The following is a 25,184-nucleotide window of genomic DNA, read 5'->3' as shown; positions in this document are numbered from 1 at the left end:
TAGAAATCATGGTTGACAAGGTTCATCTGCATGATCGCTTCCTGAACATCCATCGGTTTGATCGCGAAACGTTTCGTTTTCTTAATAACAAACTCTTCCGTATCCGGCTCCGTATGCGGCGTCACTTCTGCAAGAGCAACCTCCTTGATACTGCCGCGATAACGTTTTTCCATTTTTGCTTTGTATTTTTCAATCTGACGTTCAAGTTTTTCCGATACCAAATCGATCGAGGTGTACATATCCATAGTCGATTCTTCCCCGCGCAGAATCATGCCGCCGAGAGGAATCGTTACTTCTACAATATGCTGGCCTTTTTCTACGGTAAGAATAACTGTTACTTCGCCCACTTCGAAGAAGCGGTCCACCTTACCCACGCGCTTTTCAACATAATCTTTCAGTGCGGGAGTAATCTCGATATTTTTCCCTCTTACTGTGAATTTTGCCATAGAACATTTCCCCTTTCCTAGGTCCTATGTTATATTATTTCGCCACAAAAAAGAAAAATCCTACTATCCATCTTGCTTTTTTGAAAAAATTTTACTCTTTTCTGAATTATCTAATTTCTTATCCAAAAACAAAACCCGACTTCATAAAAGTCGGGTCTGATATCATAACAGATTATTTTTTAACGACGTTAGCCGCCTGCGGTCCGCGCGCACCTTCAACGATCTCGAATTCAACTTCTTGACCTTCGGTCAACGTTTTGAAGCCCTGATCCTGGATAGCCGAGAAATGTACGAATACATCTGCACCGTCTTCTCCTTCAATGAATCCGTAGCCTTTTTCTGCGCTGAACCATTTAACCTTACCAATCATTGTGAAATTCCTCCTAGATATAAACTGGACACTACCTTGTGACCACGTGCTTTAGTATAGCAGAGTTGGAGAAATTTGTCAACCGAATTACGATATTTTGGATAAAAATTCCTTTGTACGAGCGTGCTGCGGATTGGTGAACAGCTCTTCCGGCGTAGCAAGTTCGAGGATCTTGCCTTCATCAACGAACGCTACGCGCGTTGCTACTTCGCGTGCAAAGCCCATCTCATGCGTGACGACGACCATCGTCATACCTTCTTTGGCAAGTGCTTTCATAACGTTCAATACCTCTTTGACCATCTCGGGATCGAGTGCCGAAGTCGGTTCGTCGAAGAGCATGATCTTCGGTTTCATCGCAAGCGCACGAGCGATCGCTACACGCTGCTGCTGACCACCCGACAGTTTTTCGGGGTACTGGTCTGCTTTTTCGGAGAGGCCTACTTTGGCGAGAAGCTGGCGTGCTTCTTCTTCTGCCTGCTCACGAGAGAGTTTGCGTACTTTCATCGGTGCGAGCATGATGTTCTCAAGTGCCGTCATATGCGGGAAGAGATGGAATCTCTGGAATACCATGCCGACCTCTTTACGAACGAGGTCAACGTTTGTATCACTGTTCAAGGAAATGCCGTCAACGATGATCTCGCCGCCTGTCGGCTGTTCGAGATAGTTGATACAGCGAAGGATCGTGCTTTTGCCCGAGCCGCTCGGTCCGATGATAACGACTACTTCGCCTTCATCTACCGAGAGGTTGACACCTTTCAGTACCGATATTTTTCCAAAGTCTTTTTTAAGCTCCTTAATGTCGATCATCAACGTTGTACCTCCGCTCCAAGTATGCGACCAGACGAGAGATCGTCAAGGTCATGATCAAATACAAAATAGCGACAGCCATCCAAATTTCAAACGAACTGTATGTTTTCGCAATGATGAGCTGACCGCGACGCGTAAGTTCTTCGAACCCGATAACAGATACCAAGGACGAGTCTTTGAGCATGGCGATGAACTCATTGCCGAGCGGCGGGATAACACGTTTGAACGCCTGCGGCATAACGACATAACGCATCGTCTGGAACCAGTTAAGACCGAGCGAACGTCCTGCTTCGATCTGACCTTTGTCGATCGACTGGATACCTGCGCGGAAGATTTCTGCTATGTACGCACCACTATTGATACTGCAGGCTGTGATTGCCGCAAAGAACGGGTCGATACGCGTTCCCGTGATCATCGGAAGTGCGAAATAGATCAAGAAGATCTGTACGAGAAGCGGCGTTCCGCGGATAAAGTCGATATAGATCATCGCGAGCCATTTGAGCGGACGCATCTTCGCAAGTCTTGCGACGCCGACGAGCATACCGATGATAAAACCGAAGCCTACGCTGAGTGCCGTGATCTCGATCGTAACGGCAGCCCCCTCTAAGAGAAGCGGCAATACTTTAAATACTACACTAAAATCCAAATTCATTTGCTTCACCTATATTTCTTCATTTTTATAAGCACATTACATTTAATTATACCGCACCACGCGCAACGAATCAACCTGCAAATGAAATAAAAAAGGCTGTTTCCCCATTTTTCGAGGAAACAGCCTTCGTATATTTTTGCATCAGCTTAGCTTATGCCTGCGGTTTCTGTTTGAACCATTTCATGTAAATTTTTTCGTATTCGCCGTTTTTCTTGAGTTCAGCGAGTGCTGCGTCAACTTTTGCTTTGAGGTCGGTATCTTTTTTGTACATTGCAAAACCGTACGATTCGACCGAACGAATTTCCGGAAGAATTTTGTTGCCGCAATTCGGATTCTGCTGCAAGTAGTATGCGCTTACCGGAAGGTCATTGATAGCAGCATCTACACCGCCAATACCGAGTTCAAGATAAACTTCGGAAGAGTTGTTGAATTCACGAACTTTTGCGTTCGGAATTTTGGAAGCAGCTTCAGCCGATACCGTACCGATCTGAACAGCTACACTTTTGCCTGCGAGGTCATCAAACGATTTGATATCGTTATTGCCTTCTTTGACCATAACAGAGATACCTGCTTTGTAATACGGTTCAGAAAAAAGAACTTTTTTCGCACGTTCTTCCGTGATCGTCATACCGGATGCAGCGATGTCGATGTTGCCTGCTTCGAGAGCCGGGATCAAACCATCGAATGCGAGATTCTGGATCTGAACTTCATAACCCATCTGTTTACCGACAGCACGGATAAGATCCATATCGAAGCCGATATATTCTTTGCTTTTGTCATCCTGGAATTCGAACGGAGCGTATGTAGCTTCCGTACCGACGCGAAGAACTTTCGCATCGCTTTTTGCTTTGTCCTGTCCGCAACCCGCAACAGCCATTACAACGACCATCAAAAGTGCCGACAAGAGCATTAACAGTTTTTTGCTCATTGTTTGTTTCCTCCTTTTTAAATACAAAAGCCCGACCTAGGCCGGGCATAATGATTTATCTTTTGCGTGCGTTGAAGCATTCGCGGCAGTAAACCGGACGGTCATTACGCGGCTGGAACGGAACCTGCGTCGTTACGCCACATTCTGCACAAACTACTTCGTACATTTCGCGCGGCTGGTAGTTCGAACCTTCACGATTCTGTTTTCTTGCTTCACGGCAAGCGCGGCAACGAATCGGTTCGTTTTCGAAACCTTTTTCCGCATAAAATTCTTGTTCGCCTGCGCTGAAAATGAACTCAGCTCCACAGTCTTTGCACGTTAACGTTTTGTCTACGAAAGTCATTAAAATATCCCCTTGCATATGAAATCTAAAAAGCATCTTGCTTAGCCGACCTGGTCTTTGACCCCACACCCGCCTGCTGGAAGGTTCGCTATTAGAGCTCATCTCCCTCACTACTACTTCTCTCGGGTTAAATTATTGTCATTCCCGGCAGGACTAACCTCTAAGCCGCACCATGATCAAAGCGACTTTGCGCTTCTTACGTGGATCGTTTTGCCTGCGACTGGCATCGACTTTCAACCACGGACCTAAGCATTCCGCCTCTTGATTTTGATTATACGTTTTGTTGCGGATAATTGCAAGACAATTTTTGTATATACTATCTTTTTTATCCAAGAATCAGTCTGTTAACTGCCCAATTACGAAAAATGACCCGCGTGCTTTGACAAGAAGAGTACCGTCCTCCCCGCGGATCTCGGCTTCGGCAATGATGGTCTTGCTTCCGTTATGAAGGATGCTAGCCTCTGCCACGATATTTTTGCCTGCCGGTGCAGGTTTGATACAGTTAAAGTTCATCTCGATCGTGACGACCTTCTTGCCGACCGACAGACAAGCAGAGCCCATCGCCGTATCGGCAAGCGATGCAAGTGCACCGCCGTGCGCCACACCGTAAAAGTTGGTATGTTTTGCCTCGTCTACCATCATCACAAGGCGCGTCTTGCCGTCTGAGATATAGTCGATCTGCATATCGAGATGCTGAACGAACGGATTTTTGTCATAAAAGGTTCGAATCGCTTCCGATAAGGATATCTCTTTTTGTTCTTTCATCCGGACTCCTCCTTCTTCGTAAAAACAAAACCTCGCACCATAGATGCGAGGTTTTGGAAGATGTCTGCATAGACGATCTTAACGTTTCGAGAACTGGGATGCTTTACGAGCTTTTTTGAGACCGTATTTACGGCGTTCTTTTTCACGTGCATCACGCGTCAAGAAACCTGCTCTTTTGAGAGCCGGACGAAGTTCAGCGTCAACTTCGAGGAGTGCGCGGGAGATACCGTGACGGATAGCACCTGCTTGTCCGGACGGACCGCCACCTTCTACAGTTGCGATAACATCGTATTTGCCGATCGTTTCAGTCAAGTTCAACGGCTGTTTGATGATCAATTCGAGCGTTTTAAGACCGAAGTATTCAGCCAACGGACGTTTGTTGATCACAATATTACCTTCACCCGGAACCAGACGAACTCTAGCAACCGAGGTTTTTCTGCGGCCAGTGCCGTAGTAAGTAACCAATGCCATAATTATGTTCCTCCTTTCCGGATTATCTTACGTTAATTTCGAGTACTTCCGGTTTCTGTGCTGCGTGCGGATGCTGAGCACCTGCGTAGACGTTCAATTTACGGAACATCTGACGACCGAGCGTGTTTTTCGGAAGCATACCTTTTACTGCCAATTCAACAACGCGTTCCGGCTGTTTTGCGAGCATCTGCTCAACAGTCGTAAACGTCGTGCCACCCGGGTAACCGGAATGACGGAAGTACGTTTTCTGCGTCATTTTTTTGCCAGTGAGGGCAATTTTCTCTGCGTTTACAACGATTACGAAGTCGCCCGTATCAACGTGCGGCGTAAAAGTCGGTTTATGTTTACCGCGAAGAACTTTTGCAACTTCAGCGGCTAATCTACCTAAAGTTTTACCTTCGGCATCGACAACATACCATTTGCGTTCAACTGTTGCCGCGTTTGCCATAAAAGTGGTTTTCATGCGAATATCCCTCCTTATCATAGCTGTTGTTGTACAGAACCCGATAGCAATATCTTCCGGGGCTAGTGGAATCAACCGCGTAGTTCCATAAAGATATTCTAATGAAACGTTCCCCTCTTGTCAAGGAGTATTTTCATCTTTTTTGTAATATTTTTTGGGATAACGTACATTTTCCAAAAACAGTCCCTGCGGTGGTGCGGTGACACCTGCCTTCCTTCTGTCATGGGCTTCCATAATATCCCGAAATCCTTCTACGCTCGTCCGCCCAAGCCCGACATCGACAAGGGTGCCGACGATATTTCTGACCATATGGTAGAGGAATCCGTTCCCGCGAAGCCTGATCGTAACGCGGCTATTTTCCTCTTCGGTCAGGGTCGCCTCAAAGATGGTACGGACAGGGTCGCGCACGGCACTGCCCGATGCTTCGAACGAGGAAAAATCATGCGTACCGACGACGATAGAGAGCGCATCACGCATCAAGTCTAGTCTGAGCGGTTTTTTTACCTGCCATACATAAGCATTGGCAAACGGATCGGGACATTCCGAGATGAGGAGCTGGTAAGCATACGTTTTTTCTTCGGCAGAAAATCTTGCATGGAAGTCCGCCTCCACTTCTTCTGCCGATAATATCGCGATATCACGCGGCAAGCGGCTGTTGACGGCGATAGGCATCTTATCTACAGGGATGCGCGATGTCGTGGTAAAGTTGATCGTCTGCGCACGTGCATGAACGCCCGTATCGGTACGACCCGAGCCGATGATCCATACAGGGTGGCCAAAGATGGGTGACATCGTATCTTCAAGGACTTCCTGTATCGCAAGCGCATTCTTTTGCCGCTGGAATCCGTGATAGTTCGTACCGTCGTAAGCAACGATCATCTTGATATTGCGCGCATTTTCCATATTACATCCCATAGCACGTTTTTCCTATGCGGATCGCAATAATAATAGCGAGAAGAACGAATACGGCAATATACGCATTGCGGTCGAGCGACGTGTATGCAAGCGTACGCATACGGGTGCGGTGGTCGCCTCCGCGGTAACAGCGTGCTTCCATCGCAACAGCAAGCTCATCGGCACGACGGAATGCGCTGATGAAGAGCGGTACGAGAAGCGGGATCAGGCAGCGAACGCGACGAAGAAGACTGCCCGAGCTGAAATCGGCACCGCGCGAACGCTGTGCTTTCATGATGCGGTCTGTTTCATCAATAAGCGTCGGAATGAAACGAAGCGCGATCGTCATCATCATCGCAAGCTCATGCGCAGGCACGCCGAATCGCGAAAGCGGTTTGAGAAGGCGTTCTATCGCATCAGTGAGAGCGATCGGTGATGTCGTATACGTCAGAAGCGTCGCGAAACTCATCAACAAGAGAAGACGGATACCCATAAGAAGCCCTTGGTCAAGACCTTCCCACGTCATCGTGAAACTGCCGACCGTCATAATGGGCGTGCCCGGGGTAACGAACAGATGGATGAGTGCAGTGAAAAGTACGATAAACCAGAGCGGTTTTAGTGACTTGAGGATCATTTTGAGCGGTACTTCAGACAGCTTTACCACAGTGATGCCGAACGCACCGAGAAATGCATACGCAAGGTAGCTCTCAACGATAAAGATACCGCTGATGTAGAGGAGAAGTCCGATAATTTTCGTACGCGGATCAAGACGATGTATGAGTGAGTTGGACGGGATATATTGTCCGAGTGTGATATCATTCAGCATGACGATCCCCCCTTACTGCTTGCAATACGCTTTGAGCCGCATCGTCGATATCGAGAACGGTATCATCAACAGAAAAACCGTACTCTTTCAGACAGCGGAGCGTTTCGGTAACAGGCGGTACATCAAGGCCTGCTTCTTTCAGAAGATCACGCTGAGCGAATATCTCCTTAGGTGTACCGCTCGCCGCCAGCACGCCTTGATGCATGACGAAGATGCGGTCTGCCATCTTGGCAACATCGTCCATGTTGTGCGATACGAGGATAACAGTCGTACCGTGTTCATGGAGCCCTTTTATCTTGTCAAAAATGACGCGCTTGCCGATCGGATCAAGACCTGCGGCAGGCTCGTCCAAAATGAGATAGCGCGGTTTGAGCGCGATCACACCTGCGATCGCCACACGGCGCATCTGTCCGCCCGACAGTTGGAACGGAGAACGCTGTGCGTACTGCTCGTAATCGAGATCGGCGAACTCCATCGCCTCACGTACACGCTCGTCCACCTCATCTTCATCCAAGCCGAAGTTGCGCGGACCAAACGCAATATCGGCGGCGATCGTTTCTTCGAACAGCTGATATTCGGGATATTGGAATACCATGCCGACTTTGCGTCGTGCGGCAAGGGATTCTGCTTTTTTCGTATTGATATCGGTACCGTCGACCGTGACCGTACCCGTCGTCGGCACGAGAAGGCCGTTGAGGTGCTGTACGAGAGTCGATTTACCCGAGCCCGTATGACCAATGATAGCGACGAACTCGCCCTCGTTGATAGAGAACGATACGTTCTTGATAGCCGTACGTTCAAACGGTGTTCCTGTCATGTAGGTATGTGTAACATTATTTAACGTAATTGACATAATGCCACCGCCAATTCTTCATCTGTGATGATATTTTGCGGAAGATCAAGACCTGCCGCACGCAGTCTGTCAGCAAGGAGCGTAGCCACAGGAACAGTAAGACCGAGCTCCTCAAGCATTTTCGTCTGCGTAAAAATTTCATGCGGAGTACCCTCCGTCAAGATAACGCCGTTTTTCATCACGACAACACGATCAGCCGCGACGGCCTCTTCCATGTAGTGTGTGATGTAGACGATACCGATGCCTTCTTCCTTATGAAGGCGTTTGACGATACCGAGAACTTCCTGACGACCTTGCGGATCGAGCATGGCAGTCGGTTCATCCAGTACGAGCCAGCGCGAATCCATCGCGAGCGCACCTGCAATCGCAATACGCTGTTTTTGACCGCCCGACAGGCGATGCGGTGCATGATCGCGGAACGCTTCCATACCGACACGACGAAGCGCATCGTCTACGCGACGACGGATCTCCGCAGGCTCTACACCGTTATTCTCGGGACCGAATGCGACATCTTCTTCCACGACAGTCGCAACGAGCTGGTTATCGGGATTCTGGAACACCATACCGACCTTCTGGCGGATATCCCAGATATACTCATAATCGAGTGTTGACATCCCATCGACGAGACATTCGCCTTCCGACGGCAACAGTAGGCCGTTCAGATGCTTGGCAAGCGTTGACTTGCCCGAGCCGTTCGTGCCGATGATCGCAACGAACTCACCCTCATCAATGGTCAGATTCACATGGTCAAGCGCAGGGGGTTGATTGTCTTCTGCCCCAACATAGTGGTGGCTTAGATTTTTCACTTCAATTTGCACGCTGTTTCTCTCCCATTTTATGTTGTTATTCATGAATATAAAGCGAATCATAAGATTCGGCTATAATATTTAATTATATCGCCTGCCGCCAAAGTCGGCAAGTATTTTCCCATGTATACAACTACCTCTCGCAATAAATACAGTCCGCCACTACCCCACCGTCCGCGAAATACACGTCTCCCCTACTCACAAAGTTTCTTTTCTTGTATAATAAAGGTAACAAACGCTTATCCGCCTAAAGGAGCTACACACGATGAAAAAACTGTCGAAGAATATAAAACGTGCCCTCATCCTCACCGCACTCTCCTGTGCATCGGTATATATCATGCCGAATATATTCTATGATATGATGCCCGTATGCACGGCAAGTAAAGTAAGTGCGAGCGATGCACTGCCCCTCACATTCGCACAAGAGAATATCAGCCAAGAAATGATGGAAGCATTTAAGATCGCTGACTATCAGCAGAACGCCGAAGCAGGCGACATCGCCGCACAACGCCGTTTGGCTTATACATATTACAGCGGGAACGGTATCAAACAAGATAACGAAAAAGCCTTCCACTGGTGGCAAAAAGCTGCCGAACAAGGTGATGCAGTTTCGCAATTCAATCTGGCTCTCTGCTACGATAACGGAATAGGCACCAAACAAAATCGTCAAAAAGCTGTACATTGGTTCACCGCGGCAGCCGAGCAAGGACTCCCCGAAGCACAGACTAATCTGGCATACCATTACGAGCACGGTATCGGGACCGAACAAAATGGCCAAAAAGCATTCACATGGTATCAAAAAGCCGCTGGGCAAGGACTGGCAGAAGCACAATTCTCGCTGGGAGAATGTTACAGAAACGGCATCGGTATTAAACAAGACGATACACAAGCCGCATACTGGTATACCCAAGCCGCCGAGCAAGGTCATGCCGAAGCCCAGTTCAAGCTGGCTCTCTGTTATCAAAACGGTAAAGGCGTAGAAAAAGATGACTCGCAAGCCGTACATTGGGTTACCAAAGCCGCCACTCAAGGTCATGCCGTTGCGCAAGCTAAGTTAGCCGCCTACTATGGAGATGGCATCGGTGTTGAAAAAGATGATAGCAAACTCTTTTATTGGCTTACAAAAGCTGCCGAACAAGGGCATCCACGTGCACAATGCGGTCTTGCACTCTGCTATAAAAACGGTATCGGTACAGAAAAAAATGACACCCAAGCCGTATATTGGTATACCAAATCCGCCGAGCAAGGTATTGCTGATGCACAGACCGAACTGGCATTCTGCTACATCGTTGGCGATGGTACTCAACAAGATAATGTACAAGCCATATATTGGCTCAAAAAAGCCGCCGAGCAGAACTTCGCTCCTGCCCAATATAATCTGGCTTGCTGTTATTCTGAAGGCATAGGTATAGAAAAAGACGACACACAAGCCGTATACTGGCTCACCAAAGCCGCCGAGCAGGGATATGTCGATGCACAGCACCAGCTCGCCACCTTCTGCCAAAGCGGCACTTTCGTTGAAAAAGACGATACAAAAGCTGTCTACTGGTTTACCAAGGCCGCCGAGCAAGGTCACGACAAAGCCCAGACCGAACTCGCCTTCTGCTATTATAGCGGTATCGGCATCCCTCAAGATGACAAACAAGCCGTACATTGGTTCACCAAAGCCGCCGAGCAAGGCAACGTCGATGCCCAAACAGAACTTGCCGTCTGCTACTACTACGGAAAAGGTATCACACAAGATTATAATAAGGCCATATACTGGGTCAAAAAAGCTGCCGACCAAAACTTTGCCCCGGCTCAATACAACCTCGCTCGCTGTTACTGCGAAGGCAGAGGTGTAGAAAAAGACATGACCCAAGCCGTCTATTGGTTCACCAAAGCTGCCGAACAAGGTCTGGCAGAAGCACAATATGACTTAGCCCTCTGCTATGCAGAAGGAACAGGTACAGAAAAAAGCATCGAAACATCTGCCTACTGGCTCAAAAAAGCTGCCAAACAAGGCTACCCACCCGCCCAAGAAGCGATTGCAATAATGACGAAACAGTAACCAATCTCGGGTTCAAAGGAGATATATACAATGAAAACGCTATCAAAGCATATCAAACGCATCTTTATCCTCACCGCACTTTCCTGTGCATCGGTATGTATCATGCCGAATATTCTCCGTGATGTGATGCCCATATGCACGGCAAGTGAAGTAAGTGCAAGCGACAAAGAACGCATTATCCAAGAAATGACAGATACGTTCAAGATCGCTGACTATCAGCAGAAAGCTAAGGCAGGCGATGTGAAAGCGCAACTTGCTTTGGCAATCTGCTATCATGACGGAAACGGTATCGAACAAGACAATGAAAAAGCCTTCTATTGGCTTACCAAAGCTGCCAACCAAGGGTATGCGCCTGCACAAGCCCCTCTGGCTCTCTGCTATCAAGACGGAGTCGGCACCAAGCAAGACCAAGAAAAGGCCTTCTACTGGTGGCAAAAAGTTGCCGAGCAAGGGTATGCGCCTGCACAAGGACAACTGGCTCTCTGCTATCATAACGGGATCGGCACCAAACAAGACCATAAAAAAGCCTTCTATTGGTTTCAAAAAGCTTCCAAGCAAGGGAATGTCGTAGCACAAAATGCTCTGGCTAGTTGTTATGCGAAAGGAATAGGTATCGAGCAAAACAACAAAAAAGCTGTATACTGGTTCACTAAAGCTGCCGAGCATGGATATGCCGTTGCACAATACAACTTAGCATTCCATTATTACCAAGGTGCCATAATCGAAAAAAACGAAAAACAAGCCATTTCTTGGTATCAAAAAGCTGCCGAACAAGGGTATGTTAAAGCACAATATAACCTCGCTATCTGCTACTACGAAGGTATCGGCACCGAAAAAGATGAAAAGCAAGCCGTATACTGGTACACCAAAGCTGTTGATCAAGGTTTTGCTACGGCACAAAACAATCTTGGAGTCTGCTACTACAACGGCCACGGTGTCGAGCAAGATTACTCCAAAGCCTTCGACTTATGGCAAAAATCTGCCTATCAGAATATTGATAGAGCACAATATCATTTAGGCGATTGCTATATGCTCGGGCATGGTGTAGAGAAAGATGAAGCGAAGGCAGTAGAATGGTACACGAAGGCTGCCGAGCAGGGCGACAAGGATGCTCAATACGCACTGGCTCTCTGCTACCAAAACGGCACAGGTATAACGAAAGATGAAACGCAGGCAAAACATTGGCTGACGAAAGCCGCCGAGCAGGGGCATGAGATTGCGAAAGAGGCTTTGGCAAAGATGAATCAATAAAAGTATTACCTTGCGAATAAAATAAAAAGATCGTCTACCACTATCGGTAGGCGATCTTTTTTGCCATTTTTTACACGGTTCAATATAAAGACGATTCGATATAATAAAAAAGAGCAAGTTCCACGTTAGATGGATCTTGCTCTTTTTCCTCACACGAAATGAAAACCAGATCACTCAAGAGCAATCCGGCTATCATTATTATACCAATTCAAGAATTGCCATCGGTGCAGCGTCGCCACGGCGCGGAGCAGTTTTCAAAACTCTCGTGTAACCGCCATTGCGTTCGCTGTATTTCGGCGCAATTGTATCAAACAATTTTCTCGTCACTTCTTCGTCCAAGAGTACTGCCAATACTTGTCTGCGAGCGTGCAAGTCGCCACGTTTTGCCAACGTGATCATCTGGTCAGCGAGTTTGCTGACTTCTTTCGCTTTCGCTTCAGTAGTTTCAATTCTCTCACATGCAAAGAAGGAAGTCAACATGCTGCGGAACAATGCTTTACGTGCGCTGGAGTCACGTCCTAATTTTCTGTAAGCCATTGTCTTTCCTCCTATTCTTCGATTTCTGCCAAACCGAGGTTGAGCTCGATTAATTTTTTCTTCACTTCGTCCAGGGATTTTTTGCCCAAGTTACGTACTTTCATCATGTCGTCTTCACTTTTCTGAACGAGTTCTGCTACGGTGTTGATGCCTGCACGTTTGAGACAGTTGTAAGAACGTACCGAGAGGTCGAGGTCTTCAATTGTCATTTCAAGCGTTTTGGATTCTCCGCTTTCAGCAGGTTCGCAGAAAGTGCCTTCTACGCCTTCATCTTCTGTCGGCGCGCCCGCCATGTTCTGGAATAAGCGCAAATATGCAATCATGATGCTTGCGGATTTGCTGATCGCTTCTTCCGGGCACATGCTACCGTCTGTCCATACTTCGAGCGTAAGTTTGTCATAGTTGGTGACGTTGCCTACGCGCGTGTCGGATACGGTATAGTTTACTCTCTGGATCGGCGAGAAAATGGAATCGATCGGAATCTCACCGATTACTTGATCCGGCTTTTTGTTTTTGTCAGCCGGCGTATAACCACGGCCGGTTTCTACAATCATTTCGATTTTGAGAGAACCTTTTTCATTGACGGTTGCGATATGAAGATCAGGGTTAAGGATCTCGATATCTGCATCGGCAATGATGTCAGCCGCTGTAACTTCTTTTTCGCCTTCTACATCGATGTAGATCTTTTTGGGCTCGTCGGAATACATTTTCAGACAGAGCATTTTAAGATTGAGGATGATGTTGGTAACATCTTCTCTTACGCCGGGTACTGCAGAGAATTCATGGAGTACGCCGTCGATTCTGATGGATGTGATCGCTGCGCCCTGGAGCGAGGAGAGAAGGATACGGCGCAGGCTGTTGCCAAGCGTCGTACCGTATCCACGTTCGAGCGGTTCGCACACGAATTTACCATAACGACCATCTTCGCTTACTTCGATGGTTTCGATTTTCGGCTTTTCAATTTCGATCATCTAGGTTAACCTCCTCATTAATGCGTAATTACTTTTACGCGATACCCATAAGAGATATCTTATCTGGAGTACAACTCTACGATCATTTGTTCTTCAACCGGTACGTCGATTTCTTCACGGTTCGGAAGACGTTCGATTGTGCCGGCGAGGTTCTGTGCGTCAAAGGTGATCCATGCCGGTACGTCCAAAGCCGTAGCAGTTTCTGCCATGTCTTTGAAAAGTGCCGTGCCACGGCTTTTTTCTTTGATCGTTACTACATCGCCTGCTTTCAAGAGTGCGGACGGAATGTTCATTTTTTTACCGTTTACCAAGATATGACCATGGGAAACGATCTGACGTGCCTGACGACGAGTTGCTGCCAAGCCCATACGGAAAACGATGTTGTCTGCGCGTCTTTCCAAGAGGATGAGCAAGTTTTCACCGGTGATGCCGGACATCGTTTTTGCTTTTTCATAATATTTTCTGAACTGTTTTTCCAATACGCCGTAAATGAATTTTGCTTTCTGTTTTTCACGAAGCTGGATACCATACTCGCTCATTTTTTTGCCGGCGCGTTTCGGCTGACGGTTCGACTGTTTGCTGCGGCCGATGAAAGCCGGTTCCAGTCCAAGAGCTCTACATCTTTTGAGAGCCGGTACTCTATCAATTGCCATCTATTTCTGCACCTCCTATTAGACTCTTCTGCGTTTCGGCGGACGACAGCCGTTGTGCGGGATCGGAGTTACGTCTTTGATCGAGTTAACTTCGAGACCTGCTGCCTGCAGCGCTCTGATTGCTGCTTCACGTCCTGCACCAGGACCTTTAACAGATACTTCTACCTGTTTAAGACCATGTTCCATTGCTGCTTTCGCTGCCGTTTCCGCAGCCATCTGTGCAGCAAACGGAGTGCTCTTTCTGGAGCCGCGGAAGCCAAGGCCACCTGCGCTTGCCCAGGAAAGCGCATTACCTTTGGTATCCGTGATCGTCACGATTGTATTGTTGAACGTAGAACGGATATGAGCACAGCCATGCTCGATATTTTTACGTTCTTTTCTTTTCGGTCTAGCCACTTTTTTCGCTACCAAAAGTTATCCCTCCTTATTTCTTTTTGCCGCTGACGGCTCTTTTCGGGCCTTTGCGGGTGCGAGCATTATTTTTGGTGTTCTGTCCGCGAACCGGAAGACCCATACGATGTCTTCTGCCACGGTAGGAACCGATTTCGATCAAACGTTTGATGTTAAGAGATTCTTCGCGACGAAGGTCACCTTCTACGATGTACTCTTTATCAATGATTTCACGAAGTTTGGAAACTTCTTCTTCTGTCAAGTCTCTCGTGCGAGTGTCCGGGCTGATACCCGTTGCTGCCAAGATTTCTTTCGATAAGGAAAGACCGATTCCATAGATATATGTCAAAGCAATTTCAATTCGTTTATCACGTGGTAAGTCAATACCGGCAATACGTGCCATCTATAGAGCACCTCCTATCTTATCCTTGTTTTTGTTTATGTTTGGGATTTTCACAAATCACCATTACGTTGCCTTTGCGTTTAATAACTTTGCATTTTTCACAAATGGGTTTAACCGACGGTCTCACTTTCATTTGCAATTTCCTCCTTTTCTTTTTTCGTCTGCTATACAGCAGGACTTATTTGAAACGGTAGGTAATACGGCCACGTTTTAAATCGTACGGCGTCAGTTCGATGGTGACTTTGTCACCCGGCAAGATTCGAATGAAGTTCATTCTGATCTTACCCGATACGTGAGCCAGTACAACATGCCCATTTTCTAATTCTACTTGAAACATAGCATTAGGAAGAGCTTCCAGAACTGTACCTTCTACCTCGATTACGTCTTGTTTGGACACGAGATATTCCCTCCTCGTCCGCTTCTTACGATTTGTTGTTATAGCAAGTCACCTTGCTATGCGATACTCTCTTACGCATTACCTGCGTGTTAAGATTTCCGGTTTACCATCGGTGATCGCGATGGTATGTTCAAAGTGTGCGGATGGTTTTCCGTCTTTGGTTACGACGGTCCAACCGTCTGCAAGTGTTTTCACTTCCCATGTCCCTGCGTTGAGCATCGGCTCGATGGCGAGTGTCATTCCCGCCGAAAGCCTCGGGCCATGTCCGGCATTGCCGTAGTTTGGTATTTGCGGATCTTCATGAATCCGTCTTCCGATACCATGTCCGACATAGTCTCGCACTACACCAAACCCATTGTTTTCCGCGTGTGTTTGTACAGCATGAGAAATATCCCCAAGACGATTCCCTGCTATCGCTTTTTCAATGCCTTTGTATAGGGATTCTTCGGTGATTCGAAGAAGCTTTTCCATCTCTTCACCGATGTCTCCGACAGGATGAGTGATGGCTGCGTCTCCGTTGTAGCCGTTTATCATGGCGCCAATATCGATGCTGATGTTGTCACCATTTTTGAGCTTGCGCCCTTTTTTCGGTATGCCGTGAACGACTTCACAGCTTACGGAAGCGCAGATGCTTCCCGAAAAACCGTAGTATCCTTTGAATGCAGGAATTGCTCCCTGACTTTTTATATATTTTTCGGCGATCTTATCAAGTTCGAGTGTGCTGATGCCGGGCCTTACGGCTTTCCTGACTTCTTCGTGCGTTTCGGCAACGATTCTGCCTGCATCTCGCATGTATTCGATTTCTCGATCCGATTTTAGGATGATCATCCTATTTATTCGCCTTTCAGTGCAGCTACTATATCGTGAAATACTTTGTCAATCGCTTGACGACCTTCGATGGCTGTGTAAAGACCTTGTGCCTGATAGTAGTCTATAAGGGGCTGGGTCTGTGCACCGTAGACGTCGAGTCTGTTGCGCATCGTTTCTTCACAGTCGTCTGCACGCTGATAAAGTTCTCCTTGACATGCATCGCAAATGCCGTCTTCCTTGGTCGGGTTGAAGGCGATGTGGTAGGTTGCTCCGCATTTTCTGCAGATGCGGCGACCTACTGCACGTTCAATGAGGTCTTCTTTCGGAACGTCGATATTGATGACGCGAGTCAACTGAATACCGATTTCCGGCAAGATCTCGTCGAGCGCTGTTGCTTGTTCAGCCGTTCTCGGGAATCCGTCGAGTAAGAAACCTTTTTTGCAGTCGTCCTGCGCCAAACGTTCTTTGACGATACCAATCGTTACACTGTCCGGTACAAGTTTACCTGCGTCCATGCACTCTTTTGCTTGTTTGCCAAGCGGAGTGCCTGCTTTTACAGCAGCTCGGAACATATCACCTGTGGAGATGTGCGGGACGTTGTATTCTTGTACTAATTTTGCCGCCTGCGTACCTTTGCCGGCACCCGGCGGGCCCATCAAGAGAATATGCATGATTGTTCCTCCCTTATTTCATGAACCCTTGGTAGTGGCGCATGAGCACCATCGCTTCGATCTGTTTCATGGTATCAAGAGATACACCGACAGCGATGAGTAAGGCGGTACCACCGAAGTAGACACCTTCAATGTTGGTAGCTGCTGCGATGAAGTTCGGCAGGATCGCTACCAATGCAAGAGCAACTGCGCCTGCAAGAGTGATACGAGTCATTACACGATCCAAATAATCTGCAGTTGGCTTTCCCGGACGAAGTCCCGGAATAAAACCGCCGGATTTTTTCATGTTCTCTGCCATATCCGATATGTTCATGGTAACCGCAGTATAGAAATACGTGAAGAAGAGGATGAGAAGTACATAAAGACATGTATTCAACGGGCTTCCCCACTCAAACCATCCTGCCACGGTTTGCACCCAGGCGATATCAATAAACTGGGCTATGGTTGCCGGGAACATCAGCACGGATGACGCAAAGATTATTGGGATGACGCCTGCCTGATTGACCTTCAGGGGGATGTGCGTCGTTTGACCACCGTACATTTTACGGCCGACCATACGTTTTGCGTACTGGACCGAGATACGGCGCTGCCCTTGCGTAAGCGCGATAACGAATACGATCATGACAAGAGCAATTACGAAGAATAATATTGCATTAAAGATGCTGATCGTACCTACGGAGAGGTATTCGAAGATCATCATAATGCCTTCCGGTAATCTGGAGATGACCCCTGCAAAGATGATGAGGGAGATGCCATTACCGATACCGTTTGCTGTGATTTGTTCGCCGAGCCACATCAAAAATGCTGTGCCGGCTGTTAATGTGAGTGCGATAAGAAGGACCGATCCAACACCCGGGTACATGATAGCTTCTTTGAGGCCATATGCCATACCAAGTGCTTGGATAAATCCGAGAAGTACCGTACCATATCGCGTCGTCTGCGTAATTTTCTTACGACCTTCAACGCCTTCTTTCGACCATTGCTCTAATTTCGGAACAACAACGGTCAAGAGCTGCATGATGATCGACGCATTGATGTATGGTGTGATACTCATTGCAAAGATGGAGAACTTACTCAGCGCGCCACCGGAGAAGAGGTCTAAGAGACCGAACAGACTACCGCTCGCGAAGAGCTGCTCGATAGCTGTTGGATCGACGCCCGGTACCGGGATGTGCGTACCCAAACGAAAGATGAAGAACATCATAAGTGTGAAGACGATCTTATCTTTCAACTCAGTGATCTTGAGTATGTTGGATAATGCTGAAAGCACTTAGATCACCTCAACTTTGCCGCCTGCTGCCGTAATTTTTTCAGCTGCGGATTTGCTAAATCCATTAGCAATTACAGTGAGGGATTTCGTCACTTCTCCATTTCCTAATACGCGAATACCATCACGTACGTTTTTAATGATGCCGGCTTCAATCAAAGCTACCGGATCAACAACTGTGCCTTCTTCGAATACGTTCAAAACTTCAACGTTGATTTCAGCGTATTCTTTACCGAAGCGGTTGAAGAAACCACGTTTCGGAATTCTACGATAGAGGGGCATCTGGCCACCTTCGAAGCCCGGACGAACACCGCCGCCGCTACGTGCTTTCTGACCTTTATGGCCTTTACCAGACGTTTTGCCCAAGCCGGAACCAAGACCGCGACCTACGCGAGTAGCTACTTTCTTGGAGCCGAGTGCCGGAGACAATTCATGTAACTTCATTCTCAGCACCTCCTTATTCTATAATTAGATTTCTTCTACTTTTACCAAGTGTTTTACTTTGAAGATCATACCGCGGATTACTGCGTTGTCTTCCTGTTCAACTGTGCTGTTGATTTTACCGAGACCGAGTGCTCTTACCGTTGCTCTTTGATCCTGCGGTCTGCCGATCAGGCTTCTGGTAAGAGTAATTTTGACTTTTGCCATTATTAGCTCCTCCTTAACCCAAAAGTTCCTGAACTGTTTTACCGCGAAGCGCTGCAACTTCTTCTGCTTTTTTCAACTGTTCGAGACCTTTGAGGGTTGCACGAACCATGTTGTTCGGGTTCGAAGAGCCGAGCGATTTCGTCAAGATGTCATGTACACCGGCTAATTCCAATACGGCACGTACCGGACCGCCAGCGATAACACCGGTACCTTCTACTGCAGGTTTCAAGAGAACTTTACCTGCGCCGAATACACCGTTGATCTGATGCGGAATCGTCGTTCCAACGAGCGGAACTTTGATCAAGTTTTTCTTAGCATCTTCGATGCCTTTTCTGATTGCTTCCGGTACTTCGCTTGCTTTACCAAGACCTGCGCCTACCGTACCGTTTTCATCACCAACAACAACGAGTGCGCTGAACGAAAAGCGACGACCGCCTTTTACGACCTTAGCAACTCGGTTGATATATACGACTTTCTCCTGAAATTCAGAAGCTGTCTGTTCCATTCTGGCCATTAGGTTACCTCCTTCGCAAAAATTAGAATTCCAAGCCTGCTTCGCGCGCAGCTTCTGCCAATGCAGCTACTCTACCATGGTAGAGGTAACCTCCGCGATCGAATACAACTTCTTTGATTCCTTTTTCAAGGGCACGCTGTGCAACTACAGTACCTACTGCTTTCGCTGCTTCGATGTTGCCACCGAACTGGATCTGTGCTGCTACTTCTTTATCTACCGTGCTTGCCGATACGAGCGTTTCACCCGTTACATCGTTGATAACCTGAGCGTAAACGTGTTTCAAGCTTCTGAATACGTTAAGTCTCGGTCTTGCTGCAGTACCGGAGATACGATTTCTTACTCTGAAATGACGCTTTTTACGAGCGGCATTTTTATCACCTTTATGAAGCAAGTTGTTCACTCCTTTCTATAAAGCGCTTATTTTTTCTTACCGCCGGCTTTACCGACTTTACGACGAATAACTTCACCTTCGTATTTGATACCTTTACCTTTGTACGGTTCCGGCTGGCGATAGCCGCGGATTTTCGCTGCCATTGCACCAACTACTTCTTTGTTGATACCGGATACGATGATTCTGTTCGGTGCCGGTACTTCAAATGTGATACCCGTCGGCGGTTCTACGATAACCGGATGGGAGAAACCCAAAGAAAGGTTGATGTTGTTGCCCTGTTTTGCTGCTCTGTAACCAACACCGTTGATTTCGAGAGTTTTGCTGAAGCCTGCCGTTACGCCAATAACCATGTTATTGAGGAGCGTACGAGTGAGGCCGTGAAGGGCTCTATGTTCTTTGTTGTCCGTCGGGCGTTTTACCGTGATCGTGTTGTCAGCAACTTCGATGATCATGTCAGCTACGAATTCACGAGTCAATTCGCCTTTCGGGCCTTTTACTGTTACGACATTACCGTTCTGAGTGATCGTTACACCTGCAGGAACGGTGATAGGCGCTCTACCTATTCTGGACATTTGCACACCTCCTAACGAAAAACGTTCTTACCAAATATATGCGATTACTTCGCCGCCAAGGTTTTTACGACGAGCTTCTTTGTCGCTCATTACACCCTGCGAAGTCGAGATAATTGCGATACCGAGACCACCCAAAACGCGCGGGAGTTCTTCTTTTTTCGCATAAACACGCAAGCCCGGTTTCGAGATGCGTTTGATGCCGGTAATAATCTTTTCGCGATTCGGGCCATATTTCAAGCTCACGCGAATAACACCTTGTTTATCATCGTTGATTACTTCGAAATCTTTGATGAAACCTTCTTCTTTCAAAATACCCGCAATTGCCTGTTTGATTTTGGAACCCGGGATCTCTACTTTTTCATGATATACCGAATTTGCATTACGAACGCGCGTAAGCATATCAGCAATCGGATCGGTCATTACCATATGGTTTTAGCCTCCTTCCGTTATTCTTACCAACTAGCTTTGGTTACCCCTGGAATGGCACCTTTGTAGCTCTGTTCTCTAAAACAAATACGGCACATGTCAAATTTGCGCAAGTATCCGTGCGGACGACCGCAAATTTTGCATCGATTGTATTTACGTACTTTATACTTCGGCTCATTGCTCCATTTCTGGATTAACGCTTTTCTTGCCACAAGTGTCCCTCCTTATTCAGAGAACGGCATGCCCATGAATTTCAGAAGCGCTCTTGCTTCTTCGTCCGTTTTGGCAGTCGTTACAATAATAATATCCATCCCGCGAAGTTTGTCGATTTTATCGTACTCAATTTCCGGGAAAATGAGCTGCTCTTTCAAACCCATTGCATAGTTACCACGGCCGTCGAACGATTTCGGGCTTACGCCACGGAAGTCACGTACGCGCGGGAGTGCTACGTTCATGAATTTGTCGAGGAATTCATACATGCGATTGCCGCGAAGCGTAACTTTGCAGCCGATCGGCATACCTTCACGCAGTTTGAACGCTGCCAAGGATTTTTTAGCTTTCGTGATTACCGGTTTCTGGCCGGTGATCTGCGTCATGTCGTTTACAGCTGCATCCAATACTTTCGGATTGCCGACAGCTTCACCAACGCCCATATTCAAAACAACTTTTTCAATCTTAGGAATTTCCATTACGTTTTTATATCCGAACTGTTCCACCAATTGTTTGGTTGTTTCATTCAGGTATTTTTCTTGCAGTCTAGTCACTGACAGATCTCCTTCCTGCGATTATTTTTCTTTATCTACGATTTCACCGCATTTTTTGCAAGCACGAACGAATTTACCGCTTGCAAGTGCAGTTTTCTTAATTCTCGTTGCTTTTTTACAAGCCGGGCAAACGAGCATTACTTTAGAAGAATGCATCGGCATTTCTTTTACTACAATGCCACCCTGCGGAGCAGCCTGAGTCGGTTTCGTGTGACGTTTTACTTTGTTAACGCCTTCTACAACGACTTTGCCTTTTGCAGGCATTGCAGCAATAACTTTTGCCTGTTTGCCTTTATCTTTACCGGACAATACGAGTACCGTATCGCCTTTTTTAACGTGCAATTTTGCTTGCGTCATTATCTGGGCCTCCTAATTAGATTACTTCCGGAGCCAGCGAGATGATTTTCATGAAGTCTTTTTCACGCAATTCTCTTGCAACTGGTCCGAAGATACGCGTACCTCTCGGGGATTTATCGTCTTTAATGATTACAGCTGCGTTTTCGTCGAAACGAATGTACGAACCGTCCGAACGGCGCAAACCTTTTTTCGAACGAACAACTACTGCTTTCACAACGTCGCCTTTTTTAACTGCGCCACCCGGGGATGCAGATTTAACTGCAGCTACGATAATATCACCGATATTGGCATATTTACGATAAGAACCGCCCATCACGCGAATGCACATAATTTCTTTTGCACCGCTGTTGTCGCCAACACTCAGCATAGTCTGCTGTTGGATCACGGTTATCCCTCCTTTTCATTCAGCTCACTTTAGTCTTAGTTAGATTATTTCGCTCTTTCTAAGATCTCAGTGACTCTCCAACGTTTATCTTTCGAGAGCGGACGAGTTTCCATCATTGCGACAGTATCGCCCAATTTGCACTCATTGTTTTCATCATGAGCTTTGAATCTCTGCGTATTTTTTACCGGTTTTTTGTACAACGGATGCTGTACCAAACGCTCAACAGCTACAACAACAGTTTTATCCATTTTGTCGCTGACTACTTTGCCAATTCTGACTTTGCGCTCATTTCTTTGTTCCATGCTTGTTTCCTCCTTCCGTTCTTATCTCACCTATTCGGCAAGAACGTTACGCTTGCAATTCCTGCTCGCGCTGGATCGTTTTGATGCGAGCAATCGTCTTTTTAACTTCTTTGATTCGCATCGGATTTTCAAGCTGTCCCGTTGCTAATTGGAATCTCAAGTTGAAGAGTTCTTCTTTCAGGGAAGCAAGCTTCTGGTTAAGTTCGTTCTGATTCATTTCACGGATTTCTTTAACCTTCATTTACTTCACCGCCCTCCGCGTTTGCCGTTTCTTCACGTTTAATGAAGCGCGTTTTGATCGGAAGTTTGTGCGATGCAAGACGCATTGCTTCTTTGGCTACTTCTTCCGCTACGCCATCCATTTCGAACATTACACGACCCGGTTTTACTACTGCTACCCAGTATTCCGGGGAACCTTTACCGCTACCCATACGAGTTTCAGCCGGTTTAGCCGTGATCGGTTTGTCCGGGAAAATTTTGATCCATACCTGACCGCCACGTTTGATGTAACGAGTCATTGCAATACGAGCCGCTTCAATCTGACGGTTCGTGATCCAAGCCGGTTCAAGAGCCTGAAGGCCAAAGTCACCATGCGTTACTTTGTTGCCGCGCTGTGCTTTACCTTTCATACGGCCGCGGAACTGCTTACGATGTTTCACTCTTTTTGGTAATAACATTATGCTTCGCTCCCTTCGCTAACGGCAGCGACTTTTTTCATCTCCGGCAAAACTTCGCCTTTGTAGATCCATACTTTTACGCCGATACGGCCGTAAGTCGTATGTGCTTCAGCTGTTCCGTAGTCGATATCAGCACGCAAAGTATGAAGCGGAATGCTTCCTTCACGGTAGCTTTCGCTGCGAGCGATTTCCGCGCCGCCAAGACGACCGCTTACCATTACTTTAATACCTTTTGCGCCAAGACGCATCGTGCGAGTAACTGCCTGTTTCATTGCACGGCGGAACGCGATACGGCGTTCGAGCTGCGCTGCAATGTTTTCTGCAACCAAATAGGAATCCATATCCGGCTGTTTGATTTCAGCGATGTTGATGTCAACATGCTTGTCGGTCAATTTTTTAAGACCTGCTTTGATTTCTTCGATACCGGAACCGCCGCGGCCGATTACCATACCCGGTTTAGCCGTGTGGATCGTGATTTTCAAACGTTTTGCTGCGCGTTCCGTTTCAATTTTCGATACGCCTGCACTGAAGAGTTTTTCTTTCAAGTGCTTGCGGATTTTAATATCTTCATGCAGTTTTTCTGCATAATCTTTGTCTGCATACCATTTAGCATCCCAGGTTTTGATAACACCAAGACGTAAACCATGCGGATTAACTTTCTGACCCAAATCGTTTCCCTCCTTTTATTATCTCTCTTTCACCATAATGGTGACGTGACTGCTGCGTTTCAAGATTTTGAACGCCTGTCCTCTGGAACGAGGATGAATGCGTTTCAAGGTCGGACCCTGATCTACGAATGCAGTAGAGACATAAAGGTTATCAACGTTCATATCAAAATTATGTTCAGCATTAGCAACTGCCGATTTCAACACTTTTTCCAAAACTTCAGCGCCAACTTTCGGCGTGAATTTAAGGATAGCAAATGCTTCTTTTACATTTTTGCCACGAATCAAGTTCATTACAATGCGCATTTTGCGAGGCGTGATGCGCACATGTTTTGCAACGGCTTTAGCTTCCATAGCACAGCCTCCTTTCAGCAAATACTTACTTATCTCAAGCCGGTCGATTTTTCCGAACCGTGTCCTCTATACGTACGAGTCGGTGCGAATTCACCGAGTTTATGGCCAACCATATCTTCCGTTACATAAACCGGTACGTGTTTGCGACCGTCATGTACTGCAATCGTGTGTCCAACGAAGTTCGGGAAGATCGTAGAGCTGCGCGACCAAGTTTTGATAACTTTTTTCTCACCAGCTTCGTTCATTGCTTCAACTTTTTTCATCAAGCTCTCTGCAACGAAAGGTCCTTTTTTAGTAGATCTAGACACTAGTAGTTTCCTCCTTTCAGGAAAACGTGGAGGAGATCACCGCCAAGCGGCGCTCCATCCTTCTATTTTCGTCTACGCTGCACTATCTTATTTCGTGCGGCGTTTTACAATCAATTTATCCGAAGCTTTTTTGCGACGAGTTTTAGCACCCATAGCATGTTTGCCCCAAGGAGTAACCGGATGTTTACGGCCGACCGGCGAACGACCTTCACCACCGCCGTGCGGATGGTCACACGGATTCATTACAACACCGCGGTTAGCCGGACGAACGCCCATCCAACGGGAACGACCTGCTTTACCGATCGTGATGTTTTCATGTTCAAGGTTACCTACCTGACCGATGGTAGCTTTACAATTAACATGTACTTTTCTAAGTTCGCCCGACGGCAAACGGAGAAGTGCATGTTCGCCTTCTTTAGCCATGAGCTGTGCGCCCGTACCAGCGGAACGAACGAGCTGGCCACCTTTACCGATTTTCATTTCGATGTTGTGAAGCATCGTACCAACCGGAATGTTTTTGAGCGGAAGTGCGTTACCCGGTTTAATATCTGCTTCCGGACCGCTTACCACTTTATCGCCTACTTTAAGGCCATTCGGTGCGAGGATGTAGCGTTTTTCGCCATCCACATAATTCAAGAGAGCGATGCGTGCCGAACGGTTCGGATCGTATTCGATCGTTGCAACAACTGCCGGTACACCGTCTTTGTTACGTTTGAAGTCAATGATTCTATATAAACGTTTGTGACCGCCGCCCTGATGTCTAACAGTTAAGCGACCCTGCTGGTTACGACCGCCTT

42 protein-coding genes are annotated in these 25,184 nt (G+C 47.1%); 2 read left to right on the top strand and 40 right to left on the bottom strand.

Features of this window, described 5'->3' with window-relative positions; genetic code table 11:
* The 13 genes from raiA to IJN28_02460 form a co-directional block, all read right to left on the bottom strand.
* The coding region (gene raiA, locus IJN28_02520) for a ribosome-associated translation inhibitor RaiA (GenBank protein ID MBQ6712650.1) at window positions 1–446 on the bottom strand (446 nt) is incomplete at its 3' end.
* 172 nt (window positions 447–618) lie between these two features.
* Window positions 619–816: a cold shock domain-containing protein gene (locus IJN28_02515; protein MBQ6712649.1), complete on the bottom strand. Its 198-nt coding sequence runs from the start codon at window positions 814–816 to the stop codon at window positions 619–621.
* 87 nt (window positions 817–903) lie between these two features.
* Window positions 904–1,623 carry an amino acid ABC transporter ATP-binding protein gene (locus IJN28_02510; GenBank protein ID MBQ6712648.1) on the bottom strand — a complete coding sequence of 240 codons (720 nt, stop codon included), beginning with the start codon at window positions 1,621–1,623 and terminating at the stop codon, window positions 904–906.
* Window positions 1,610–2,275, bottom strand: coding sequence for an amino acid ABC transporter permease (locus tag IJN28_02505; GenBank protein ID MBQ6712647.1), 666 nt, complete (start codon window positions 2,273–2,275; stop codon window positions 1,610–1,612). The genes IJN28_02510 and IJN28_02505 overlap by 14 nt, the downstream gene beginning before the upstream one ends.
* A 151-nt stretch (window positions 2,276–2,426) precedes the next feature.
* Window positions 2,427–3,203: a basic amino acid ABC transporter substrate-binding protein gene (locus tag IJN28_02500; protein MBQ6712646.1), complete on the bottom strand. Its 777-nt coding sequence runs from the start codon at window positions 3,201–3,203 to the stop codon at window positions 2,427–2,429.
* Between the two features lie 55 nt (window positions 3,204–3,258).
* Window positions 3,259–3,546 carry a zinc-ribbon domain containing protein gene (locus IJN28_02495; GenBank protein MBQ6712645.1) on the bottom strand — a complete coding sequence of 96 codons (288 nt, stop codon included), beginning with the start codon at window positions 3,544–3,546 and terminating at the stop codon, window positions 3,259–3,261.
* 336 nt (window positions 3,547–3,882) lie between these two features.
* On the bottom strand, window positions 3,883–4,311 hold the full coding sequence (locus IJN28_02490; GenBank protein ID MBQ6712644.1) for a PaaI family thioesterase: 429 nt from the start codon (window positions 4,309–4,311) through the stop codon (window positions 3,883–3,885).
* A gap of 78 nt (window positions 4,312–4,389) precedes the next feature.
* Window positions 4,390–4,782 carry a 30S ribosomal protein S9 gene (rpsI, locus tag IJN28_02485; GenBank protein MBQ6712643.1) on the bottom strand — a complete coding sequence of 131 codons (393 nt, stop codon included), beginning with the start codon at window positions 4,780–4,782 and terminating at the stop codon, window positions 4,390–4,392.
* 22 nt (window positions 4,783–4,804) lie between these two features.
* Window positions 4,805–5,245 (bottom strand): 50S ribosomal protein L13, encoded by a 441-nt coding sequence (gene rplM / locus IJN28_02480; protein MBQ6712642.1) that lies wholly within the window; start codon window positions 5,243–5,245, stop codon window positions 4,805–4,807.
* 120 nt (window positions 5,246–5,365) lie between these two features.
* Window positions 5,366–6,148 (bottom strand): tRNA pseudouridine(38-40) synthase TruA, encoded by a 783-nt coding sequence (gene truA, locus IJN28_02475; protein MBQ6712641.1) that lies wholly within the window; start codon window positions 6,146–6,148, stop codon window positions 5,366–5,368.
* Between the two features lies 1 nt (window position 6,149).
* Complete coding sequence (locus tag IJN28_02470; GenBank protein ID MBQ6712640.1) at window positions 6,150–6,965, bottom strand: energy-coupling factor transporter transmembrane protein EcfT; 816 nt, start codon at window positions 6,963–6,965, stop codon at window positions 6,150–6,152.
* On the bottom strand, window positions 6,955–7,818 hold the full coding sequence (locus tag IJN28_02465) for an energy-coupling factor transporter ATPase (protein MBQ6712639.1): 864 nt from the start codon (window positions 7,816–7,818) through the stop codon (window positions 6,955–6,957). Before IJN28_02465 ends, IJN28_02470 begins: the two co-directional genes overlap by 11 nt.
* Window positions 7,803–8,669, bottom strand: a complete 867-nt coding sequence (locus IJN28_02460) for an energy-coupling factor transporter ATPase (GenBank protein MBQ6712638.1) — start codon at window positions 8,667–8,669, stop codon at window positions 7,803–7,805. The genes IJN28_02465 and IJN28_02460 overlap by 16 nt, the downstream gene beginning before the upstream one ends.
* Window positions 8,670–8,889: 220 nt before the next feature.
* On the opposite strand from IJN28_02460, the gene IJN28_02455 reads away from it, so the two are divergent.
* On the top strand, window positions 8,890–10,674 hold the full coding sequence (locus IJN28_02455; protein ID MBQ6712637.1) for a sel1 repeat family protein: 1,785 nt from the start codon (window positions 8,890–8,892) through the stop codon (window positions 10,672–10,674).
* Between the two features lie 30 nt (window positions 10,675–10,704).
* Entirely contained in the window at window positions 10,705–11,925 is a 1,221-nt protein-coding gene (locus IJN28_02450) for an SEL1-like repeat protein (protein ID MBQ6712636.1), read from the top strand.
* Window positions 11,926–12,123: 198 nt separating this feature from the next.
* On the opposite strand, the gene rplQ is transcribed toward IJN28_02450, so the two are convergent.
* From rplQ to rplB, 27 genes are all read right to left on the bottom strand, one after another.
* A complete protein-coding gene (gene rplQ, locus IJN28_02445; protein MBQ6712635.1) occupies window positions 12,124–12,462 on the bottom strand; it encodes a 50S ribosomal protein L17 in 339 nt (112 codons plus the stop codon).
* An 11-nt stretch (window positions 12,463–12,473) separates the two neighbouring features.
* The gene (locus tag IJN28_02440; GenBank protein MBQ6712634.1) at window positions 12,474–13,433 is read right to left on the bottom strand and encodes a DNA-directed RNA polymerase subunit alpha; all 960 of its coding nucleotides are present in this window, start codon (window positions 13,431–13,433) and stop codon (window positions 12,474–12,476) included.
* Between the two features lie 59 nt (window positions 13,434–13,492).
* Window positions 13,493–14,086, bottom strand: a complete 594-nt coding sequence (gene rpsD, locus IJN28_02435) for a 30S ribosomal protein S4 (GenBank protein ID MBQ6712633.1) — start codon at window positions 14,084–14,086, stop codon at window positions 13,493–13,495.
* Between the two features lie 18 nt (window positions 14,087–14,104).
* Window positions 14,105–14,497, bottom strand: coding sequence for a 30S ribosomal protein S11 (rpsK, locus tag IJN28_02430; protein ID MBQ6712632.1), 393 nt, complete (start codon window positions 14,495–14,497; stop codon window positions 14,105–14,107).
* A 13-nt stretch (window positions 14,498–14,510) separates the two neighbouring features.
* Window positions 14,511–14,879, bottom strand: a complete 369-nt coding sequence (gene rpsM, locus IJN28_02425; protein MBQ6712631.1) for a 30S ribosomal protein S13 — start codon at window positions 14,877–14,879, stop codon at window positions 14,511–14,513.
* Between the two features lie 19 nt (window positions 14,880–14,898).
* Complete coding sequence (rpmJ, locus tag IJN28_02420; protein ID MBQ6712630.1) at window positions 14,899–15,012, bottom strand: 50S ribosomal protein L36; 114 nt, start codon at window positions 15,010–15,012, stop codon at window positions 14,899–14,901.
* Between the two features lie 45 nt (window positions 15,013–15,057).
* Window positions 15,058–15,276, bottom strand: a complete 219-nt coding sequence (gene infA, locus IJN28_02415) for a translation initiation factor IF-1 (GenBank protein ID MBQ6712629.1) — start codon at window positions 15,274–15,276, stop codon at window positions 15,058–15,060.
* Between the two features lie 78 nt (window positions 15,277–15,354).
* A complete protein-coding gene (gene map, locus IJN28_02410) occupies window positions 15,355–16,104 on the bottom strand; it encodes a type I methionyl aminopeptidase (GenBank protein MBQ6712628.1) in 750 nt (249 codons plus the stop codon).
* 5 nt (window positions 16,105–16,109) lie between these two features.
* On the bottom strand, window positions 16,110–16,757 hold the full coding sequence (locus tag IJN28_02405) for an adenylate kinase (GenBank protein ID MBQ6712627.1): 648 nt from the start codon (window positions 16,755–16,757) through the stop codon (window positions 16,110–16,112).
* 13 nt (window positions 16,758–16,770) lie between these two features.
* Window positions 16,771–18,027, bottom strand: coding sequence for a preprotein translocase subunit SecY (secY, locus tag IJN28_02400; GenBank protein ID MBQ6712626.1), 1,257 nt, complete (start codon window positions 18,025–18,027; stop codon window positions 16,771–16,773).
* A complete protein-coding gene (gene rplO, locus IJN28_02395) occupies window positions 18,028–18,468 on the bottom strand; it encodes a 50S ribosomal protein L15 (GenBank protein ID MBQ6712625.1) in 441 nt (146 codons plus the stop codon). It abuts the gene before it with no gap.
* Between the two features lie 24 nt (window positions 18,469–18,492).
* The gene (gene rpmD, locus IJN28_02390; GenBank protein MBQ6712624.1) at window positions 18,493–18,675 is read right to left on the bottom strand and encodes a 50S ribosomal protein L30; all 183 of its coding nucleotides are present in this window, start codon (window positions 18,673–18,675) and stop codon (window positions 18,493–18,495) included.
* A 10-nt stretch (window positions 18,676–18,685) separates the two neighbouring features.
* The gene (rpsE, locus tag IJN28_02385; protein MBQ6712623.1) at window positions 18,686–19,186 is read right to left on the bottom strand and encodes a 30S ribosomal protein S5; all 501 of its coding nucleotides are present in this window, start codon (window positions 19,184–19,186) and stop codon (window positions 18,686–18,688) included.
* Window positions 19,187–19,208: 22 nt separating this feature from the next.
* Window positions 19,209–19,577, bottom strand: a complete 369-nt coding sequence (gene rplR / locus IJN28_02380) for a 50S ribosomal protein L18 (protein ID MBQ6712622.1) — start codon at window positions 19,575–19,577, stop codon at window positions 19,209–19,211.
* A 26-nt stretch (window positions 19,578–19,603) separates the two neighbouring features.
* Window positions 19,604–20,149: a 50S ribosomal protein L6 gene (gene rplF, locus IJN28_02375; GenBank protein MBQ6712621.1), complete on the bottom strand. Its 546-nt coding sequence runs from the start codon at window positions 20,147–20,149 to the stop codon at window positions 19,604–19,606.
* A gap of 27 nt (window positions 20,150–20,176) precedes the next feature.
* Complete coding sequence (gene rpsH, locus IJN28_02370; protein MBQ6712620.1) at window positions 20,177–20,575, bottom strand: 30S ribosomal protein S8; 399 nt, start codon at window positions 20,573–20,575, stop codon at window positions 20,177–20,179.
* A gap of 26 nt (window positions 20,576–20,601) precedes the next feature.
* The gene (locus IJN28_02365; GenBank protein MBQ6712619.1) at window positions 20,602–20,787 is read right to left on the bottom strand and encodes a type Z 30S ribosomal protein S14; all 186 of its coding nucleotides are present in this window, start codon (window positions 20,785–20,787) and stop codon (window positions 20,602–20,604) included.
* Between the two features lie 12 nt (window positions 20,788–20,799).
* The gene (gene rplE / locus IJN28_02360) at window positions 20,800–21,339 is read right to left on the bottom strand and encodes a 50S ribosomal protein L5 (GenBank protein MBQ6712618.1); all 540 of its coding nucleotides are present in this window, start codon (window positions 21,337–21,339) and stop codon (window positions 20,800–20,802) included.
* Window positions 21,340–21,360: 21 nt separating this feature from the next.
* The gene (gene rplX, locus IJN28_02355; protein ID MBQ6712617.1) at window positions 21,361–21,696 is read right to left on the bottom strand and encodes a 50S ribosomal protein L24; all 336 of its coding nucleotides are present in this window, start codon (window positions 21,694–21,696) and stop codon (window positions 21,361–21,363) included.
* A 16-nt stretch (window positions 21,697–21,712) separates the two neighbouring features.
* Window positions 21,713–22,081, bottom strand: coding sequence for a 50S ribosomal protein L14 (rplN, locus tag IJN28_02350; protein ID MBQ6712616.1), 369 nt, complete (start codon window positions 22,079–22,081; stop codon window positions 21,713–21,715).
* Window positions 22,082–22,125: 44 nt separating this feature from the next.
* Complete coding sequence (rpsQ, locus tag IJN28_02345; protein MBQ6712615.1) at window positions 22,126–22,383, bottom strand: 30S ribosomal protein S17; 258 nt, start codon at window positions 22,381–22,383, stop codon at window positions 22,126–22,128.
* Between the two features lie 46 nt (window positions 22,384–22,429).
* Window positions 22,430–22,624 carry a 50S ribosomal protein L29 gene (rpmC, locus tag IJN28_02340; GenBank protein MBQ6712614.1) on the bottom strand — a complete coding sequence of 65 codons (195 nt, stop codon included), beginning with the start codon at window positions 22,622–22,624 and terminating at the stop codon, window positions 22,430–22,432.
* Complete coding sequence (gene rplP, locus IJN28_02335) at window positions 22,614–23,060, bottom strand: 50S ribosomal protein L16 (GenBank protein ID MBQ6712613.1); 447 nt, start codon at window positions 23,058–23,060, stop codon at window positions 22,614–22,616. Before rplP ends, rpmC begins: the two co-directional genes overlap by 11 nt.
* Window positions 23,060–23,728: a 30S ribosomal protein S3 gene (gene rpsC, locus IJN28_02330; GenBank protein ID MBQ6712612.1), complete on the bottom strand. Its 669-nt coding sequence runs from the start codon at window positions 23,726–23,728 to the stop codon at window positions 23,060–23,062. The genes rplP and rpsC overlap by 1 nt, the downstream gene beginning before the upstream one ends.
* 18 nt (window positions 23,729–23,746) lie before the next feature.
* Window positions 23,747–24,079, bottom strand: a complete 333-nt coding sequence (gene rplV / locus IJN28_02325) for a 50S ribosomal protein L22 (protein MBQ6712611.1) — start codon at window positions 24,077–24,079, stop codon at window positions 23,747–23,749.
* A 29-nt stretch (window positions 24,080–24,108) separates the two neighbouring features.
* A complete protein-coding gene (rpsS, locus tag IJN28_02320; protein MBQ6712610.1) occupies window positions 24,109–24,387 on the bottom strand; it encodes a 30S ribosomal protein S19 in 279 nt (92 codons plus the stop codon).
* A gap of 87 nt (window positions 24,388–24,474) precedes the next feature.
* Window positions 24,475–25,184: 50S ribosomal protein L2 (gene rplB, locus IJN28_02315; protein ID MBQ6712609.1), on the bottom strand; the 710-nt coding region annotated here is incomplete at its 5' end.

It is taken from the genome of Selenomonadales bacterium, from assembly GCA_017442105.1.
Classification (GTDB): Bacteria; Bacillota; Negativicutes; order RGIG982; family RGIG982; genus RGIG982.
The sequence above is the reverse complement of the archived record's forward strand: the minus strand, read 5'-3'. Positions and strand labels throughout refer to the sequence as shown.

What these genes read in the sequence shown, in the direction of transcription:
- rplO (MBQ6712625.1), bottom strand. Translation starts at nt 18,468, where the DNA reads ATGAAGTTACATGAATTGTCTCCGGCACTCGGCTCCAAGAAAGTAGCT.
- rpsM (MBQ6712631.1), bottom strand. Translation starts at nt 14,879, where the DNA reads ATGGCACGTATTGCCGGTATTGACTTACCACGTGATAAACGAATTGAA.
- rplX (MBQ6712617.1), bottom strand. Translation starts at nt 21,696, where the DNA reads ATGACGCAAGCAAAATTGCACGTTAAAAAAGGCGATACGGTACTCGTA.
- map (MBQ6712628.1), bottom strand. Translation starts at nt 16,104, where the DNA reads ATGATCATCCTAAAATCGGATCGAGAAATCGAATACATGCGAGATGCA.
- rplM (MBQ6712642.1), bottom strand. Translation starts at nt 5,245, where the DNA reads ATGAAAACCACTTTTATGGCAAACGCGGCAACAGTTGAACGCAAATGG.
- rplP (MBQ6712613.1), bottom strand. Translation starts at nt 23,060, where the DNA reads ATGTTATTACCAAAAAGAGTGAAACATCGTAAGCAGTTCCGCGGCCGT.
- rpsE (MBQ6712623.1), bottom strand. Translation starts at nt 19,186, where the DNA reads ATGGCCAGAATGGAACAGACAGCTTCTGAATTTCAGGAGAAAGTCGTA.
- rpsI (MBQ6712643.1), bottom strand. Translation starts at nt 4,782, where the DNA reads ATGGCATTGGTTACTTACTACGGCACTGGCCGCAGAAAAACCTCGGTT.
- IJN28_02495 (MBQ6712645.1), bottom strand. Translation starts at nt 3,546, where the DNA reads ATGACTTTCGTAGACAAAACGTTAACGTGCAAAGACTGTGGAGCTGAG.
- truA (MBQ6712641.1), bottom strand. Translation starts at nt 6,148, where the DNA reads ATGGAAAATGCGCGCAATATCAAGATGATCGTTGCTTACGACGGTACG.
- rpmC (MBQ6712614.1), bottom strand. Translation starts at nt 22,624, where the DNA reads ATGAAGGTTAAAGAAATCCGTGAAATGAATCAGAACGAACTTAACCAG.
- IJN28_02470 (MBQ6712640.1), bottom strand. Translation starts at nt 6,965, where the DNA reads ATGCTGAATGATATCACACTCGGACAATATATCCCGTCCAACTCACTC.
- IJN28_02460 (MBQ6712638.1), bottom strand. Translation starts at nt 8,669, where the DNA reads ATGAATAACAACATAAAATGGGAGAGAAACAGCGTGCAAATTGAAGTG.
- IJN28_02500 (MBQ6712646.1), bottom strand. Translation starts at nt 3,203, where the DNA reads ATGAGCAAAAAACTGTTAATGCTCTTGTCGGCACTTTTGATGGTCGTT.
- IJN28_02455 (MBQ6712637.1), top strand. Translation starts at nt 8,890, where the DNA reads ATGAAAAAACTGTCGAAGAATATAAAACGTGCCCTCATCCTCACCGCA.
- rpsQ (MBQ6712615.1), bottom strand. Translation starts at nt 22,383, where the DNA reads ATGGAACAAAGAAATGAGCGCAAAGTCAGAATTGGCAAAGTAGTCAGC.
- rplQ (MBQ6712635.1), bottom strand. Translation starts at nt 12,462, where the DNA reads ATGGCTTACAGAAAATTAGGACGTGACTCCAGCGCACGTAAAGCATTG.
- rpmJ (MBQ6712630.1), bottom strand. Translation starts at nt 15,012, where the DNA reads ATGAAAGTGAGACCGTCGGTTAAACCCATTTGTGAAAAATGCAAAGTT.
- IJN28_02450 (MBQ6712636.1), top strand. Translation starts at nt 10,705, where the DNA reads ATGAAAACGCTATCAAAGCATATCAAACGCATCTTTATCCTCACCGCA.
- IJN28_02405 (MBQ6712627.1), bottom strand. Translation starts at nt 16,757, where the DNA reads ATGCATATTCTCTTGATGGGCCCGCCGGGTGCCGGCAAAGGTACGCAG.
- IJN28_02510 (MBQ6712648.1), bottom strand. Translation starts at nt 1,623, where the DNA reads ATGATCGACATTAAGGAGCTTAAAAAAGACTTTGGAAAAATATCGGTA.
- IJN28_02440 (MBQ6712634.1), bottom strand. Translation starts at nt 13,433, where the DNA reads ATGATCGAAATTGAAAAGCCGAAAATCGAAACCATCGAAGTAAGCGAA.
- IJN28_02505 (MBQ6712647.1), bottom strand. Translation starts at nt 2,275, where the DNA reads ATGAATTTGGATTTTAGTGTAGTATTTAAAGTATTGCCGCTTCTCTTA.
- rpsD (MBQ6712633.1), bottom strand. Translation starts at nt 14,086, where the DNA reads ATGGCAATTGATAGAGTACCGGCTCTCAAAAGATGTAGAGCTCTTGGA.
- IJN28_02515 (MBQ6712649.1), bottom strand. Translation starts at nt 816, where the DNA reads ATGATTGGTAAGGTTAAATGGTTCAGCGCAGAAAAAGGCTACGGATTC.
- IJN28_02490 (MBQ6712644.1), bottom strand. Translation starts at nt 4,311, where the DNA reads ATGAAAGAACAAAAAGAGATATCCTTATCGGAAGCGATTCGAACCTTT.
- rplF (MBQ6712621.1), bottom strand. Translation starts at nt 20,149, where the DNA reads ATGTCCAGAATAGGTAGAGCGCCTATCACCGTTCCTGCAGGTGTAACG.
- rplV (MBQ6712611.1), bottom strand. Translation starts at nt 24,079, where the DNA reads ATGGAAGCTAAAGCCGTTGCAAAACATGTGCGCATCACGCCTCGCAAA.
- rpsH (MBQ6712620.1), bottom strand. Translation starts at nt 20,575, where the DNA reads ATGGTAATGACCGATCCGATTGCTGATATGCTTACGCGCGTTCGTAAT.
- IJN28_02465 (MBQ6712639.1), bottom strand. Translation starts at nt 7,818, where the DNA reads ATGTCAATTACGTTAAATAATGTTACACATACCTACATGACAGGAACA.